At 72.5% G+C, this 14,379-nt stretch carries 18 protein-coding genes; 6 read left to right on the forward strand and 12 right to left on the reverse strand.

Annotated features, from left to right (window positions below):
- Window positions 1–78 precede the first annotated feature (78 nt).
- The 4 genes from ACIA8D_RS01525 to tsaB form a co-directional block, all read right to left on the reverse strand.
- Window positions 79–327, reverse strand: coding sequence for a hypothetical protein (locus ACIA8D_RS01525; protein WP_399227890.1), 249 nt, complete (start codon window positions 325–327; stop codon window positions 79–81).
- A complete protein-coding gene (tsaD, locus tag ACIA8D_RS01530) occupies window positions 324–1,424 on the reverse strand; it encodes a tRNA (adenosine(37)-N6)-threonylcarbamoyltransferase complex transferase subunit TsaD (protein WP_399227891.1) in 1,101 nt (366 codons plus the stop codon). Before tsaD ends, ACIA8D_RS01525 begins: the two co-directional genes overlap by 4 nt.
- Window positions 1,417–1,896, reverse strand: a complete 480-nt coding sequence (rimI, locus tag ACIA8D_RS01535) for a ribosomal protein S18-alanine N-acetyltransferase (RefSeq protein ID WP_399228055.1) — start codon at window positions 1,894–1,896, stop codon at window positions 1,417–1,419. The genes tsaD and rimI overlap by 8 nt, the downstream gene beginning before the upstream one ends.
- An 80-nt stretch (window positions 1,897–1,976) precedes the next feature.
- The gene (gene tsaB, locus ACIA8D_RS01540) at window positions 1,977–2,633 is read right to left on the reverse strand and encodes a tRNA (adenosine(37)-N6)-threonylcarbamoyltransferase complex dimerization subunit type 1 TsaB (protein WP_399227892.1); all 657 of its coding nucleotides are present in this window, start codon (window positions 2,631–2,633) and stop codon (window positions 1,977–1,979) included.
- A 116-nt stretch (window positions 2,634–2,749) separates the two neighbouring features.
- Here tsaB and ACIA8D_RS01545 point away from each other — a divergent pair, with 116 nt between their 5' ends.
- Window positions 2,750–3,304 (forward strand): hypothetical protein, encoded by a 555-nt coding sequence (locus tag ACIA8D_RS01545; RefSeq protein WP_399227893.1) that lies wholly within the window; start codon window positions 2,750–2,752, stop codon window positions 3,302–3,304.
- Window positions 3,305–3,336: 32 nt separating this feature from the next.
- Here the strand turns inward: ACIA8D_RS01545 and ACIA8D_RS01550 are convergent, their stop codons facing one another.
- The 4 genes from ACIA8D_RS01550 to alr all read right to left on the reverse strand — a co-directional run bounded on the left by ACIA8D_RS01550 (window position 3,337) and on the right by alr (window position 6,709).
- Window positions 3,337–3,525 carry a hypothetical protein gene (locus ACIA8D_RS01550; protein ID WP_399227894.1) on the reverse strand — a complete coding sequence of 63 codons (189 nt, stop codon included), beginning with the start codon at window positions 3,523–3,525 and terminating at the stop codon, window positions 3,337–3,339.
- 154 nt (window positions 3,526–3,679) lie between these two features.
- The gene (gene tsaE / locus ACIA8D_RS01555) at window positions 3,680–4,216 is read right to left on the reverse strand and encodes a tRNA (adenosine(37)-N6)-threonylcarbamoyltransferase complex ATPase subunit type 1 TsaE (RefSeq protein WP_399227895.1); all 537 of its coding nucleotides are present in this window, start codon (window positions 4,214–4,216) and stop codon (window positions 3,680–3,682) included.
- Window positions 4,179–5,423, reverse strand: coding sequence for an alpha/beta fold hydrolase (locus ACIA8D_RS01560; protein ID WP_399227896.1), 1,245 nt, complete (start codon window positions 5,421–5,423; stop codon window positions 4,179–4,181). Before ACIA8D_RS01560 ends, tsaE begins: the two co-directional genes overlap by 38 nt.
- A gap of 122 nt (window positions 5,424–5,545) precedes the next feature.
- Window positions 5,546–6,709 (reverse strand): alanine racemase, encoded by a 1,164-nt coding sequence (alr, locus tag ACIA8D_RS01565; protein WP_399227897.1) that lies wholly within the window; start codon window positions 6,707–6,709, stop codon window positions 5,546–5,548.
- A 146-nt stretch (window positions 6,710–6,855) separates the two neighbouring features.
- Between alr and ACIA8D_RS01570 the strand changes: the two genes are divergently transcribed.
- From ACIA8D_RS01570 to infA, 3 genes are all read left to right on the forward strand, one after another.
- Window positions 6,856–8,301 (forward strand): NAD(P)H-hydrate dehydratase, encoded by a 1,446-nt coding sequence (locus tag ACIA8D_RS01570; RefSeq protein ID WP_399227898.1) that lies wholly within the window; start codon window positions 6,856–6,858, stop codon window positions 8,299–8,301.
- A 177-nt stretch (window positions 8,302–8,478) separates the two neighbouring features.
- Window positions 8,479–9,273, forward strand: coding sequence for a GNAT family N-acetyltransferase (locus ACIA8D_RS01575; RefSeq protein WP_399227899.1), 795 nt, complete (start codon window positions 8,479–8,481; stop codon window positions 9,271–9,273).
- Complete coding sequence (infA, locus tag ACIA8D_RS01580) at window positions 9,270–9,518, forward strand: translation initiation factor IF-1 (RefSeq protein ID WP_399227900.1); 249 nt, start codon at window positions 9,270–9,272, stop codon at window positions 9,516–9,518. Before ACIA8D_RS01575 ends, infA begins: the two co-directional genes overlap by 4 nt.
- Before the next feature lie 32 nt (window positions 9,519–9,550).
- Here the strand turns inward: infA and ACIA8D_RS01585 are convergent, their stop codons facing one another.
- Together ACIA8D_RS01585 and ACIA8D_RS01590 are read right to left on the reverse strand one after the other, a co-directional pair.
- Entirely contained in the window at window positions 9,551–9,922 is a 372-nt protein-coding gene (locus tag ACIA8D_RS01585; protein ID WP_399227901.1) for a holo-ACP synthase, read from the reverse strand.
- Between the two features lie 51 nt (window positions 9,923–9,973).
- Complete coding sequence (locus tag ACIA8D_RS01590; RefSeq protein WP_399227902.1) at window positions 9,974–10,234, reverse strand: hypothetical protein; 261 nt, start codon at window positions 10,232–10,234, stop codon at window positions 9,974–9,976.
- A gap of 176 nt (window positions 10,235–10,410) precedes the next feature.
- Between ACIA8D_RS01590 and coaA the strand changes: the two genes are divergently transcribed.
- Window positions 10,411–11,424, forward strand: a complete 1,014-nt coding sequence (gene coaA, locus ACIA8D_RS01595; RefSeq protein WP_385755918.1) for a type I pantothenate kinase — start codon at window positions 10,411–10,413, stop codon at window positions 11,422–11,424.
- Between the two features lie 16 nt (window positions 11,425–11,440).
- Window positions 11,441–12,388, forward strand: coding sequence for a DUF389 domain-containing protein (locus tag ACIA8D_RS01600; protein WP_399227903.1), 948 nt, complete (start codon window positions 11,441–11,443; stop codon window positions 12,386–12,388).
- Here ACIA8D_RS01600 and glmM read toward each other — a convergent pair.
- Together glmM and rpsI are read right to left on the reverse strand one after the other, a co-directional pair.
- Window positions 12,385–13,743: a phosphoglucosamine mutase gene (glmM, locus tag ACIA8D_RS01605; protein WP_399227904.1), complete on the reverse strand. Its 1,359-nt coding sequence runs from the start codon at window positions 13,741–13,743 to the stop codon at window positions 12,385–12,387. The genes ACIA8D_RS01600 and glmM overlap by 4 nt on opposite strands.
- Window positions 13,744–13,842: 99 nt before the next feature.
- The gene (rpsI, locus tag ACIA8D_RS01610) at window positions 13,843–14,358 is read right to left on the reverse strand and encodes a 30S ribosomal protein S9 (RefSeq protein WP_327661994.1); all 516 of its coding nucleotides are present in this window, start codon (window positions 14,356–14,358) and stop codon (window positions 13,843–13,845) included.
- Window positions 14,359–14,379: the final 21 nt, after the last annotated feature.

Here is a 14,379-nt window from a genome sequence, read left to right on the forward strand (position 1 = left end):
TTTTCTACCCCGGGGGGGGGGGGGGGGGTGGTTTTGGGCGGGGGGGGGGGGGGGGCCCCCCCCCCCCCCCCCCAGGCCCTAGGCGGACTCGAAGCGCCAGCGGTGGACCGCGCGGGACACCAACTCGTCGGTCGGTTCCGGGAGTTCGGGGAGGTCCGCGTCGTACTGCGCGTCCCACCACGTGATGACGAGGACCCGGTCCCGCGGCGCGCGGAACGTCTCGCGGCGCTCGGGTTCGCGGTCGAGGACCTGGGACTTGGCCCAGGCCAGCAGTTCCTCGCCACGACCGTCGACGGCCCTGGCCTCCCACATCAGCGCGACCGTCATGAGTAGAGGTTCTCCTTGCTGACCTCGTGCACGTGGTCGTGGTGGTGCCCCCCGTGGCCCGGCACGTGCGGTTCCGTCACCGGGAGCGAGGAGTCGGCCGGCAGGTCCCAGGAGGACGGCGTCCGGTTGCGGGCCACCATTTCCGCGCCGAGCGCGGCGACCATCGCACCGTTGTCCGTGCACAGCTTGGGGCGCGGCACGCGGAGCACGATCCCGGCCCGCTCGCAGCGCTCCTCGGCGAGGGCGCGCAGGCGCGAGTTGGCGGCGACGCCGCCGCCGATCATGAGGTGGTCGACGCCCTGGTCCTTGCAGGCCTTCACGGCCTTGCGGGTCAGCACGTCCACGACGGCCTCCTGGAAGGACGCCGACACGTCGCGCACCGGCACGTCCTCCCCCGCCGCCCGCTTGGCCTCGATCCAGCGGGCCACCGCGGTCTTCAGGCCGGAGAAGGAGAAGTCGTACGCGGGGTCGCGCGGCCCGGTGAGCCCGCGCGGGAAGGCGATCGCGTTCGGGTCGCCCTCCTTCGCGTACCGGTCGATGACGGGACCGCCCGGGAAGCCGAGGTTCAGCACGCGCGCGATCTTGTCGAAGGCCTCGCCCGCCGCGTCGTCGATGGTCGCGCCCAGGGGCCGCACGTCGGAGGTGATGTCCGTGGACAGCAGGAGCGAGGAGTGGCCGCCCGACACGAGCAGCGCCATCGTCGGCTCGGGCAGCGTGCCGTGCTCCAGCTGGTCGACGCAGATGTGCGAGGCGAGGTGGTTGACGCCGTAGAGCGGCTTGTCGAGCGCGTACGCGTACGCCTTGGCGGCCGAGACACCGACCAGGAGCGCGCCCGCGAGTCCTGGCCCGGCCGTGACGGAGATGCCGTCGAGGTCCTTCGCCGTGACGCCCGCGTCCTTCAGGGCGCGCTGGATCGTGGGCACCATCGCCTCCAGGTGCGCGCGGGAGGCGACCTCGGGGACGACGCCGCCGAAGCGGGCGTGTTCGTCGACGCTGGAGGCGACGGCGTCGGCGAGGAGGGTGGTGCCGCGGACGATGCCGACGCCGGTCTCGTCGCAGGAGGTCTCGATGCCGAGGACGAGCGGTTCGTCAGCCATGGGTCTTCTCTTCGTTCACAGGGTCGTTCACGGTGGTGGTGGTAAAGCGCATGACGAGCGCGTCGATGTTGCCCGGCTGGTAGTAGCCGCGCCGGAAGCCGATCGGTTCGAAGCCGAAGCGCTCGTACAGCTTCTGGGCCCGCGTGTTGTCGACGCGCACCTCGAGCATCACCTGGTCGACCTCGAAGGCCGTGGCGTGCCGCAGCAGCTCGGTGAGCAGCCGGGCGCCGAGCCCGGTGCCCCAGTGGTCGCGGGCGGCGGCGATGGTCTGGATGTCGGCGAGGTCACCGGAGGCGGCGACGCCCCCGTACCCGACGAGCCGCTCGCCCTCGTACGCGACCACGTAGCGCCGCGTGGAACCGACGCCGCGGGCGTGCGCGAGCTCGGACCAGAACATGCCGCGCGACCAGGCGTCGTCCGGGAAGAGCTCCTTCTCCAGGGCGAGCACGGGGTCGATGTCCCACCAGCGCATCTCGCGCAGCGATACCGAGTGGGAGGTGCCGCCGCGCAGCGGTGTCGTTGAGGGGCGGTGGTCGGGTGACGGGTGGGCTGTCACTTGGGGGTGACCACCTTGTAGTTCTTGGGGACCTGCGCGTCGGGACGGCGCAGGTAGAGGGGGCGCGGTTCGAGGAGCTCCTCGCCCGCGGCCAGCTTCTCGGCGGCGAGGGCGGCGAGCGCCGCGGCCGACACGTTCTCGGGCCCGCGCGCGCCCGGGAACGTGTCCGGGTAGAGCCGTGCTCCGGCACCGACGGCGGGCAGCCCGGCGACGGCCTCGGCGATGTCGGCGGGCCGGTCGACGGCGGCCTCGGTGACCCGGGTCCGCGGGTCCGCGTAGCGCGCCCAGTACACCTCCTTGCGCCGCGCGTCGGTGGCGACGACGAAGTGGCCCTCGACGTCCTCGGCCTCGTAAGCGAGCCCGTCGAGCGTGCAGACGCCGTGCACCGGCACGCCGAGCGCGAGCCCGAACGTGTCGGCGGTCATCAGACCGACGCGCAGCCCCGTGTACGGTCCTGGGCCCACGCCCACGACGATCCCGGTGACGGCGTCGAGCTTCAGGCCGGCCTCGGCGAGCACCCGGTCGACGGCGGGCAGCAGCAGTTCCCCGTGCCTGCGGGCGTCCACCTGACTCGACTCGGCTACGACGGAGGTCCCGTCGTGCAGGGCGACGGTGACGGCGGGGGTGGCGGTATCCAGAGCGAGCAACAGCACGCGAACAGCCTACGACCACCTGAAGGCGGACACGTCCGTACTTCCCGCAAGGCCGGTCGGACGGGCCTCGACTGCTACCGTCAACCTGAAGTTCGTACTTGAGAGGCAGGCACCTGGTGGCACGGAGCAGCACCGGATTCGTGACCGCGCTCACGGCGGGTTCACTCGTCGTGGTCGGCTTCCTCGCCTACCAGGCGTCGGCGAACGCGCCGTCCGACCTCGCCGAGAAGAAGGAGGGCTCCTCGCCCTCCGCCTCGGCGTCGAAGACACCCAAGAAGAAGGCGGACCCCAAGGCGCTGCCCACGGGCTCCGGCAAGGGCGAGCGTGTCGTGTACTCGCTGGGCGGGGACCGGGTGTGGCTGGTCGGCTCGGGCAACAAGACCACGTCGACGTTCCGGGTGACGCCCGGCACGGTCGACCCGGCGCCCGGCTCCTATGCGGTGACCTCCCGCTCCGGCTCGGTCACCGGCACGGACGGCGTCCCGATCGAGCACGTGGTCCGCTTCGCCACCACGAACGGCGTGGCGATCGGCTTCAGCGCCGCGGTCAACGGTTCGACGGCCGAGCCCGACCCCGGCAAGCAGACCGGCGGCATCCGCGAGTCCCGCGAGGACGCCGACGACATGTGGCAGTTCGCGACGATCGGCGTGAAGGTCGTCGTCGTCAAGTAATTCAAGCCCTCCGACGGGCGAGGACCGGCAATTCAAGCCCCGCCGGCGATTGAGGCGCGGGGTCCGGGGCAGCGCCCCGAGTCCGCAACGCCGTCGCGCCGCAACGACCCCCGGGTGGACGGCGGAGCCGGCGGCGTGGAAACAGCCCGCGCCGCCGCACACGACGCCAAAAGATCCCGCATCGACACTGCGCGCGCACCTTCACGTTCCGAAGTCGACATGATGCCTCCCGGCGGCGGTCGAGGGGACGTGGTTAGGTAGACCTAACCAGCTCCGGCCTCCATGTGAACACGCCGGAGCCACGCCGCGCAAGAATTTGCCGACGCCCTGTCGGGATCCGTCCGGAACATCTGAGGGGCTCCGCGGGACGCGGGGTCAGCCCGCGAGCGACCCCAGGTCCGCCTCGGTCCACCGCTCGCCGATGCCGTTGAGCGTCACGATCCGCACCTCGTCCGTGGTGTCGCCGGTGGCCCGGTCGATGATCACGTGCAGCCGGTCGTCGGACAGCTCCTCGACCTTGCCGTCGCCCCACTCCACGACGACCACCGAGTCCGGCAGGGACACGTCGAGGTCGAGGTCCTCCATCTCGTCGAGCCCGCCGCCGAGCCGGTACGCGTCGACGTGCACCAGGGCCGGCCCCTCGCCGAGCGGCGGATGCACGCGGGCGATCACGAAGGTCGGTGAGGTCACCGCGCCGCGCACGCCCATGCCCGCGCCGAGCCCGCGGGTCAGCGTCGTCTTGCCCGCACCCAGCTCGCCGGTGAGCATGACGAGGTCGCCGGGGCGCAGCTGTTTGGCCAGGGCGAGACCCAACGCCCGCATTTCGTCCGGGGAGTTGACGGTGACGGTGACCGTGCTGACGGGGGTGGCGGGCTCAGCCGCCGGGCTGTGCGGTGTTGCCGGTGTCTCCATAAATCCCCACGGTAGCGGCTGTGGGGACGGCTCCCGCACGCACCAAAAGGTCCGCGAGCCGGTCCGTGACGACCTCGGGGTGCTCCAGCATCACGAGGTGCCCGGCGTCCGGCACCAGGACGTACTCGGAGTCCGGCAGCAGCGCCGCGATCGCCTCGCTGTGGTCGCTCGGCGTGACCAGGTCGCGCTCCCCGGCGAGGACGAGCACGGGCAGGTCCGCGAAGCCCGCCAGGGCGTCCGCCTTGTCGTGGTCCTCGAACGCCGGGTAGAACTCCGCGACCACGTCGATCGGCGTTCCTTCGATCATCCGCTCGGCGAACCGGGCGACGGCCGGGTCGACGTCCCGCGAGGCGAACGAGTACCGCTTGATGATCCCGGCGAACAGGTCGGCCGTCGCACGGCGCCCCTTCTCCACCAGGTCGGCGCGCTGCCCGAGCGCCTTCAGGACGCCGGGCAGCACCCGCCGCACCGCGTTCACCCCGGCCACCGGAAGCCCGTAGTTGACCTCGCCGAGATTCCCCGAGGACGTCCCGACGAGGGCGACGCCCACGACCCGGTCGCGGATCAGCTCGGGACACCGGTCGGCGAGCGCCATCACGGTCATGCCGCCCATGGAGTGACCGACGAGGACGAGCGGCCCCTCGGGCGCGGCCGCGTCGATGACCGCCTTCAGGTCGCCGCCGAGCCGGTCGATGGAGACGGGCACCCCGTCCTCGACCTGCTCGGCACCGCGCCCCGAGCGCCCGTGGCTGCGCTGGTCCCAGTACACGCAGCGCACGACGCCGCGCAGGGCCGCGCGCTGGAAGTGCCAGGAGTCCTGGCTCAGGCAGTAGCCGTGGCTGAAGACGACGGTGACGGGCGCCGGGTTCTTGCGGCCGAACAGACGGCGTCGGCGCGGGCTCGAACCACCGGCCTCCGGGTCCGCCTCGTCGACCTCGTAGTACAGCTCTGTGCCGTCCTCCGCGTACGCCTTTCCGGGGACGCCGCGCAGCGATCCGTAGGGCCCCGACGCGTCGAGGGCGAGCCGCGCCTTCTTGCGCATGCCGCGCCCCACGGTCAGCCGCTCGATGGCGACACCCGCGGCGGCGCCCGCCGCGACCACGCCTATGGCGGCGCCCGCGAGGCCGGCCCGCCGCCAGTTCCCCGAGGCGGCCCGCTCCGCCGCTTCGACGACGGCCGCCGTGGCCGGTGCGCTGCTCTCGCTCACGTGCCGCTCCCCTGCTCCCCGTCGTGCCTGTCGTGACGGTGTCGGGTTACCCGTTCCGTTGCCGCTTCACATGGTGGCGGCTCGGACGGCCGCGCCGGTGGACCTTCCGCCCGTGACGCCGGTCACGCGCGCGTGGCGCCCGCCTCGTCCACGTAGACGCGCGGCACGCGGGATCCGATGCGCGTCACGATCTCGTACGCGATGGTGCCCGCCGCGACCGCCCAGTCCTCGGCGGTCGGCTCGCCGCCGTCACCGGGGCCGAAGAGCACCGCCTCGTCCCCCGCGGCCGGCTCGTCGCCGCCGAGGTCGACGACGAACTGGTCCATCGCCACGCGGCCCGCGATCGTGCGCCGCTTGCCGCCGATCAGGACCGGGGCCGTGCCGGACGCGTGCCGCGGGATGCCGTCCGCGTAGCCGAGCGGGACGAGGCCGAGCGTCGTCTCGCCAGGCGTGACGTAGTGATGCCCGTAACTGACGCCGAGTCCACCCGGCGCGTGCTTCACGAGCGCGAGATTCGCCTTCAGCGTCATCACGGGGCGAAGGCCGAAGTCGCCGAGCGCGCCCACCTCGGGGCTCGGCGAGATCCCGTACATCGCGATGCCGGGGCGCACGAGGTCGAAGTGCGTCTCGGGCAGGGTCAGCGTCCCCGGCGAGTTGGCGATGTGCCGGACCTCGGGGGTGACGCCCGCGCCCTCCGCATGCGCGACCATCTCCCGGAAGGCGGTGAGCTGGGCGGCGATGGACGGGTGCCCCGGTTCGTCGGCACACGCGAAGTGCGACCAGAGGCCGGTGACGTTCACGAACCCGTCCCGCTGCGCCCGCACCGCCTCGCGGACGAGCTCGGGCCAGTCGCCGGGCAGGCATCCGTTGCGCCCGAGCCCGGTGTCGGCCTTGAGCTGGATGCGGGCGACCCGGCCCGTCGCGCGCGCGGCGTCGACGACCTCGCGCAGTGCCCACATGCCGCTGACCGACATGTCGAGGTCGGCCTCGATCGCCTCCCGCCAGGGGCCGCCCGGCACCCACAGCCAGCACATGATCCGCCCCGGCAGCCCCGCCGCGCGCAGCTCCAGCGCCTCCTCGGCGGTGGCGGCCCCCAGCCACTCGGCGCCCGCCTCCTTGGCGGCCCGGGCGACCGGGAGCATCCCGTGCCCGTACGCGTCCGCCTTCACCACGGCCATGAACGCGGCCCCGGGCGCGTGCGCGCGCAGGGTTCTCACGTTGGCCTTGAGCGCGGCGAGATCGATCTCGGCGCGGGCGCGGAGCGGGGCAGTCACGTTCTCGTTCATGGTGATGTCAGTGTCTCAGAGGGCTGTGACACGCATTCCGTTGCCCGATCCGGCACACCTGCGTTTCGGCCGGGGCCGCGGTGCGCTTCGGCCCGGCCCGCGGCTCGCCCCGGCCGGGACGGCGACCTTGAGGGAGACTCGAACGCATGCGACTCGCTCACGACGTAGAGACCGTCAGGTCCGCCGAGCGCGCCCTCATGGCGCGGCTGCCCGAGGGCGCGCTGATGCAGCGCGCGGCGGCCGGCCTCGCCACCGCCTGCGCCGGCCTGCTCGGCAAGGTGTACGGCGCCCGCGTCGCGCTGCTCGTCGGCTCGGGGGACAACGGCGGCGACGCCCTGTACGCGGGCGCCCGCCTGGCGCGGCGCGGCGCGGGCGTCACGGCGCTGCTGCTCTCCCCGGAGCGCGCCCACCCCGGGGGCCTGGCGGCGCTGCGCGCGGCGGGCGGCACGGTCCTCGACGCGCAGACGGAGCACGCCACGGAACTCGTGGGCCGCGCCGACCTCGTCGTCGACGGCATCGTGGGCATCGGCGGCAAGGGCGGCCTGCGCCCCCGCGCGGCCGAACTGGCCGCCGCGGCACGGGGCACCGTCGTAGCCGTCGACCTCCCGAGCGGGGTCGACGCCGCCACCGGCGAGGTGCGCGGCGAGGCGGTGCGCGCGGACGCGACCGTCACCTTCGGAACGTACAAGCCGGGCCTGCTCGTCGACCCGGCGCGGGAGTACGCGGGCGCGCTCCGCCTCGTCGACATCGGCCTCGAACTCGCCCCGGCGGACACGGGGTTGGAGGCGCTCCAGTACGCGGACGTGGCGGCGCTGCTCCCCCGGCCGACCGGCGAGAGCGACAAGTACCGGCGCGGTGTCGTCGGCATCGTCGCGGGCTCGGCGCGCTATCCCGGCGCGGCGGTGCTGGCGGTGGCGGGCGCGCTGCACGGTGGGGCCGGGGCCGTGCGGTACGTGGGTCCCGCGGCGGACGCGGTGCTCGCCCGGTTCCCGGAGACGCTCGTGTCGGCCGGGCCGCCGGCGAAGGCGGGCCGGGTGCAGGCGTGGGTGCTCGGCCCGGGCCTCGGCGACGACACATCGGGGCTGCACGACGTCCTGGCCTCGGACGTCCCGGTCCTGATCGACGCGGACGGGCTGCGCCTCGCGGACCCGGCGACGGTCCGCGAGCGCACGGCACCCACCGTGCTGACCCCGCACGCCGGGGAGGCGGCAGCCCTCCTCGGTGTGACGCGCGACGCGGTGGAGGCCGAACGCCTGTCATCCGTACGGGAGTTGGCGGCCCGCTACGCCGCCACGGTCCTCCTGAAGGGCTCGACGACCCTGGTCGCGCCGCCGGACGAGACCCGCCCGGCCCGCGTGAACCCCACCGGCACCCCGTGGCTCGCCACGGCCGGCAGCGGCGATGTCCTCTCCGGCCTGACCGGCTCCCTGCTCGCGGCGGGCCTCGCCCCGCTGGACGCGGCCTCGGTCGGCGCCCATCTGCACGGGCTCGCGGCGCGGCACGCGGCGGACGGGGCGCCGATCTCGGCACAGGACGTGGCGGGGGCGCTGCGCAGCGCCTGGCAGGACGTCACGGAAAACCGCTTCGCCTGACGCCCTCCCCTTGCTACCGTCATCGACGGCCGTGCAGTCACAACTGGGAGGTGAGACCCGTGAACGCAGTCACCCATGGGTGCTCCCTCAGCTCGTCACGGTCCGGCGGCTGACAGCAGGTGTCGCCGGGAGCGCTCCGAAGATCTCACGATCGAGGGCTCCCGAGAGGAGACACCGATGAACACTGAACGCACCCGCCCCACCGCCCCACCGGCGCTCGTCGTCACCCGCGTGGCCGACCATCAATGGCACGCCCTGGAGGACGACGAGGTGATCGGCCGCGGCCACGCCGCGCACCGGCCCGACGGCCGCCTCTTCATCAGCGTCGACGCCTGGCACGACACCGCGTTCGACGCCCTGGCCGGGACGCTGCTCGCGGACCTGCCGGGCCCGCTGCACACCGTCGTCGACGAGAACGACACCGAACTGACGTCGAAGTGGCGGGAGTTCGGCTTCACGGTCGGCCGCGGCGAGTGGGAGTACGCGGTCCCCACCGACCCCGCCGTCACGGGACTCGGCACGGCGCGCCCGCCCGCGGGCGTCGCCGTCGTCCCCTACGGCGCGGCGGACGAGGCACGGCTGCGCGCCCTCGACCGGGTGGTCCGCGACGAGATCGAGGCCACGGTCGGCTGGCGCACCATGCCGGCCGAGGTGCGGCCGCTGCCGCCGGGCGTCACGGTCGTCGACCCGGCGAAGTACACCGTGGCCGAGGCCCCCGACGGCACCTACCTGGGCCTCCTGCGCCTGGCGACGGCCACCCGGCGCCCCCGCATCGGCCTGCTCGCGGTCCGCGCCGACGCGCGCCGCCGCGGCATCGCCCGGGCCCTCCTCGCCGACGTACTGGACACGCTGCACCGCACCGGCGTGCGGACGGCGTCGGCCGAGGTCGACGAGGCGAACGAAGCGGCGAAGGACCTCTTCGACGGCATCGGCGCGCGGCGCGTGAACCGCGCACTGGAGCTGGTCCGATGAGCGAGGCGAGGAGGACGGTGAAGAACACCGGAGGCAGCGGTGTGCACGCCGAGGGCACCGTCGTCGAGTGTCTGCGCAGCGCCATGTTCACCGTGGAGCTCGACAACGGGCACCGGGTGCTCGCGCACGTCAGCGGCAAGATCCGCAAGAACTACATCAAGATCCTGCTGGCGGACCGGGTCCAGGTGGAGATCACTCCGTACGACCTGACCCGGGGCCGGATCGTGTTCCGCTACCGGTCGTAGGGCCCGACCGTGGTGGCCGACGGGGCGCCGGCCTACCCCTCGGCCACCACCACGGCGGACGCGACGCCCGCGTCATGGCTGAGCGACACATGGAACTCCTGGACGCCCAGCTCGGCGGCGCGCGCGGCCACGGTCCCCGTGACCCGGAGGCGCGGCTGCCCGCTCTCCTCGACCAGCACCTCCGCGTCGGTCCAGCGCAGCCCGGCGGGCGCGCCGAGCGCCTTCGCGGCGGCCTCCTTCGCGGCGAACCGGGCGGCGAGCGAGGCGATCCCGCGCCGCTCCCCGCTGGGCAGCAGCAGCTCGTCGTCCAGGAAAAGCCGCCCGGCCATGCCCGGCGTGCGCTCCAGCGACGCCGCGAACCGCTCGATCTCGGCCACGTCGATACCGACCCCGATGATGCTCATGCACCAGACCTTAAAGCCTGTGAACAGGCCCTCACGGTCGCCGGGACGGCCTCAGGCCGTCCCTCCGCGGTCGATCCGGTCCCGCGCGTCCCGCACGAGCGCCAGGTACTCGACCTCCTCGCAGCGCGGCTTGCTGCCGAGCCGGTAGAAGTCGAGGCAGTCGTCCAGATCCTCGCCGATGTCCTCGTCGGGCAGTTCGAGCGCGAGTTCGCTGCGGACCCGGCTCGCCCAGTCGTCCATGGCGCAGTCGTCCATGGGGTAGTCGGCCGCCGGCCTGCGGCGGACGAATTTCGGCACACGAAGCGCGGCCATCACGGTTCCCCTCCCGCCCCGCGGACAGCGTTGCGTCCCACGGGTGCACGGAATGTATCGCCACCCCCACGCAAGGTCCATACCTGTGGCGAAGCTGTGACGAACGGGGTTCCCGAAACTCCCGGCGTGACACACCCCACCTGCCGCCGCGGGCCACACTGCCGTAACAATGGACTGTGATCTCTCCGGTCTCCGAGTCCAAGGCACAAGCGACCTCCCGGAGCACCCACCGGCAGAAGCCGGAGGTGACTCCCTACGTCGACCTCACCCGCACCGAATGGAGCGCACTGCGCGACAAGACGCCACTGCCGCTGACCGCGGAGGAGCTGGAGCGGCTGCGCGGCCTCGGTGACGTGATCGACCTGGACGAGGTCCGCGACATCTATCTGCCGCTGTCTCGTCTGCTGAATCTGTACGTGGGCGCGACCGACGGCCTGCGCGGCGCGCTCAACACGTTCCTCGGCGAGACGAACAAGAAAGCCGCCCAGTCCGGCACGCCCTTCGTCATAGGGGTCGCCGGCTCCGTGGCCGTCGGCAAGTCGACCGTCGCGCGTCTCCTCCAGGCCCTGCTCTCCCGCTGGCCGGAGCACCCGCGCGTCGAGCGCGTCACGACCGACGGTTTCCTGCTCCCCACCAAGGAGCTCCAGGCCCGCGGCCTGATGTCGAGGAAGGGCTTCCCCGAGTCGTACGACCGCCGGGCCCTGACCCGCTTCGTCGCCGACATCAAGGCGGGCAAGGACGAGGTGACCGCGCCCGTCTACTCGCATCTGATCTACGACATCGTGCCCGGCGAGAAGCTCGTCGTGCGCCGCCCCGACATCCTCATCGTCGAGGGCCTGAACGTGCTCCAGCCCGCGCTGCCCGGCAAGGACGGCCGCACCCGCGTCGGCCTCGCCGACTACTTCGACTTCAGCGTGTACGTCGACGCGCGCGCCGAGGACATCGAGGCCTGGTACCTCAACCGCTTCCGCAAGCTGCGCGCGACGGCCTTCCAGGACCCGTCCTCGTACTTCAGGAAGTACACCCAGGTCTCCGAGGAGGAGGCCCTGGACTACGCGCGCACCACCTGGCGCACCATCAACAAGGTCAACCTCCTGGAGAACGTGGCGCCCACCCGCGGCCGCGCCGGGCTCGTCATCCGCAAGGGCCCCGACCACAAGGTGCAGCGGCTGCGCCTGCGCAAGCTGTAGCTGCTAGAAAGACGCCATGCTGCATCTGCGCCTGATCACGCCGTCCGACACGACGGACGGCGTGGTGCGCCTCATCGAGAAGACGACCGGCACGACGCACCTCGTGGTGCTGCCGAACTGCGCCCACAATCCGTCCGGCGATGTCGTCATGTGCGACGTCGCCCGCGAAGCCGGTGACGAACTCATCGGCGGGCTGCGGAAGTTGGGCATCGACAGGTCGGGCTCGATCTCGGTCGAGAACATCGACCTGTCGCTCTCGCTTCGCGCCGACAAGGCGGAGGAGGAGGCGCCGGGCGAGGGCGCGGACGCGGTGCTGTGGGAGCAGTTGGTCGAGGCGACCCACGAGGAGTCGACCCTGTCGGCGACCTACGTGGCCTTCATGGTGCTCGCCACCATGATCGCGGCCTGCGGTGTGGTGCTCGACAACGCGATCCTCATCGTGGGCGCGATGGCCGTGGGCCCGGACTTCGGGCCGGTCGCCGGTCTGTGCACGGCGCTGGTGCGCCGCGCCCCGCGCCTCGCGGTCCGCGCGGTGATCGCGCTGCTCGCCGGGTTCGCGGCGGCGATGGTGGTGACGGTCGCGTTCAGCTGGTTCATGGACTCCGTGGGGCTGTTCAACGACACCCTGTTGCAGCCGGGACACCGCCCCAACACAAACTTCATCTACGCGCCCGACTGGTTCTCCTTCGTCGTGGCGCTGCTCGCCGGCGCCGCGGGCACCCTCTCCCTCACCTCGGCGAAGTCCGGCGCGCTGGTGGGCGTCGCGATCTCGGTCACGACGGTCCCGGCCGCGGCGAACGCGGCGGTGGCCCTCAGCTACAGCGAGTACGGCCAGGCGTGGGGCTCGGCCGAACAGCTCCTGCTGAACCTCCTGGGCATCGTCCTGGCCGGTACCTCCACGCTCCTCGCCCAGAAGTTCTTCTGGGCCAAGCAGCGCGAACGTACCGCCAAGCAACAGGCTTAGCCGAGCGCCGACTTCACGACGTCGGCCAGGCGCTCCGCGACGGACCGGGCCTGCGCGATGTCCGCGGCCTCGACCATCACGCGCACCAGCGGCTCGGTTCCGGAGGAACGCAGCAACACCCGCCCGGTCGCACCGAGTTCACGCTCGGCGTCGGACACGGCCGCCTGCAGGTCCGCGGACGTGGTGACACGGGACTTGTCCACGTCCGGCACGTTGATGAGCACCTGCGGCAGCCGCTCCATGACGCTCGCCAGGTCCTTCAGCGTCCGCCCGGTCTGCGCGACGCGCGCCGCGAGCAGCAGGCCCGTCAGCGTGCCGTCACCGGTCGTCGCGTGGTCGAGGACGATGACGTGCCCGGACTGCTCGCCGCCTAGCGCGAACCCGTTCTCCTTCATGTTCTCCAGGACGTACCGGTCGCCGACAGCGGTCTGCACGAGGTTGATGCCCTCGCGCTCCATCGCCAGCTTCAGGCCCAGGTTCGACATGACGGTCGCGACCAGTGTGTCGTCGCGCAGCACGCCGCGCGCCTTCATGTCGAGCGCGAGCACCGCCATGATCTGGTCGCCGTCGACCTCGGAGCCGGTGTGGTCCACGGCCAGGCAGCGGTCGGCGTCCCCGTCGTGCGCGATGCCGAAGTCGGCCTTGTGCTCGACGACGGCGGCCTTCAGCAGGTCCAGGTGGGTCGAACCGCACCCGTCGTTGATGTTCAGCCCGTCGGGGTCCGCACCGATCGTGACGATCTCGGCGCCGACGCGGGTGAAGGCCTCCGGGGAGACCCGCGCGGCCGCGCCGTGCGCCTCGTCGAGGACGATCTTCAGGCCCTCGAGCCGGTTCGGCAGCACGCCCGCGAGGTGCGCGATGTACTGGTCGAGGCCCTCGCCGTACGACTTCACGCGGCCGACGCCCGCGCCCGTCGGGCGGTTCCACGGGGCGCCGGTGCTGTGCTCCTCGTAGATCGCCTCGATGCGGTCCTCAAGGGCGTCGTCCAGCTTGTGGCCGCCGCGGGCGAGGAACTTGATGCCGTTGTCCGGCATGGCGTTGTGGCTCGCGGAGAGCATCACACCGAGGTCGGCGCCCAGCGCGCCCGTCAGGTACGCGACCGCGGGCGTGGGCAGCACGCCCACCCGCAGCACGTCGACTCCGGCGCTGGCCAGGCCCGCGACGACCGCGGCCTCCAGGAACTCGCCCGAGGCACGCGGATCACGGCCGACCACGGCCACCGGACGATGGCCCTCAAAACTGCCTGCCTCGCCCAGAACATGTGCCGCCGCCACCGACAGACCGAGCGCGAGCTCCGCCGTCAGATCCGCGTTGGCGACGCCGCGCACGCCGTCCGTGCCGAAGAGTCGTCCCACCTTGGTGTCCTCCGAACCTTCACATCGTCATAAGCCGAACGCCCCGGCGGCACGATACGTGCCGCCGGGGCGAACGGGAAAAGAAGCAGGCAGCGGGATTTAGCGCTTGCTGTACTGCGGGGCCTTGCGGGCCTTCTTGAGACCGGCCTTCTTGCGCTCGACCGCACGGTCGTCGCGGCGGAGGTAGCCGGCCTTCTTGAGGGCGCCGCGGTTGTTGTCCACGTCGGCCTCGTTCAGCGCGCGGGCCACGCCGAGGCGCAGGGCGCCGGCCTGACCGGAGACGCCGCCACCCGAGATGCGGGCGATGACGTCGTAGCGGCCGTCGAGCTCGAGCACCTTGAAGGGCTCGTTGACTTCCTGCTGGTGCACCTTGTTCGGGAAGTAGTCCTCGAGCGTGCGCCCGTTGACCTTCCACTTGCCGGTGCCGGGCACGATGCGAACGCGCGCGATGGCGTTCTTGCGGCGGCCCAGGCCGGCGGCCGGCTGCGGGTCACCGAAGCGCGCCGGGTTGGACTCCGAGGTGTACTCGCCCTCGACGGGGGCGTCGGACTCGGTGGTGTAGCTCTCGACGTCGGCGATCTCTTCGACCGGCGTCTCGGCAGTGGTCTCGGCCACGATTCTCCTCAGATTCTTTTC

Origin of the sequence: Streptomyces sp. NPDC051684 (assembly GCF_044453445.1) — a bacterium.
Lineage (GTDB): Bacteria > Actinomycetota > Actinomycetes > Streptomycetales > Streptomycetaceae > Streptomyces.

What these genes read in the sequence shown, in the direction of transcription:
- ACIA8D_RS01590 (WP_399227902.1), bottom strand. Translation starts at nt 10,234, where the DNA reads ATGGCCGCGCTTCGTGTGCCGAAATTCGTCCGCCGCAGGCCGGCGGCC.
- tsaE (WP_399227895.1), bottom strand. Translation starts at nt 4,216, where the DNA reads ATGGAGACACCGGCAACACCGCACAGCCCGGCGGCTGAGCCCGCCACC.
- alr (WP_399227897.1), bottom strand. Translation starts at nt 6,709, where the DNA reads ATGAACGAGAACGTGACTGCCCCGCTCCGCGCCCGCGCCGAGATCGAT.
- ACIA8D_RS01550 (WP_399227894.1), bottom strand. Translation starts at nt 3,525, where the DNA reads ATGTCGACTTCGGAACGTGAAGGTGCGCGCGCAGTGTCGATGCGGGAT.
- ACIA8D_RS01575 (WP_399227899.1), top strand. Translation starts at nt 8,479, where the DNA reads ATGAACACTGAACGCACCCGCCCCACCGCCCCACCGGCGCTCGTCGTC.
- ACIA8D_RS01570 (WP_399227898.1), top strand. Translation starts at nt 6,856, where the DNA reads ATGCGACTCGCTCACGACGTAGAGACCGTCAGGTCCGCCGAGCGCGCC.
- ACIA8D_RS01600 (WP_399227903.1), top strand. Translation starts at nt 11,441, where the DNA reads ATGCTGCATCTGCGCCTGATCACGCCGTCCGACACGACGGACGGCGTG.
- infA (WP_399227900.1), top strand. Translation starts at nt 9,270, where the DNA reads ATGAGCGAGGCGAGGAGGACGGTGAAGAACACCGGAGGCAGCGGTGTG.
- rimI (WP_399228055.1), bottom strand. Translation starts at nt 1,896, where the DNA reads ATGCGCTGGTGGGACATCGACCCCGTGCTCGCCCTGGAGAAGGAGCTC.
- tsaD (WP_399227891.1), bottom strand. Translation starts at nt 1,424, where the DNA reads ATGGCTGACGAACCGCTCGTCCTCGGCATCGAGACCTCCTGCGACGAG.
- ACIA8D_RS01585 (WP_399227901.1), bottom strand. Translation starts at nt 9,922, where the DNA reads ATGAGCATCATCGGGGTCGGTATCGACGTGGCCGAGATCGAGCGGTTC.
- ACIA8D_RS01525 (WP_399227890.1), bottom strand. Translation starts at nt 327, where the DNA reads ATGACGGTCGCGCTGATGTGGGAGGCCAGGGCCGTCGACGGTCGTGGC.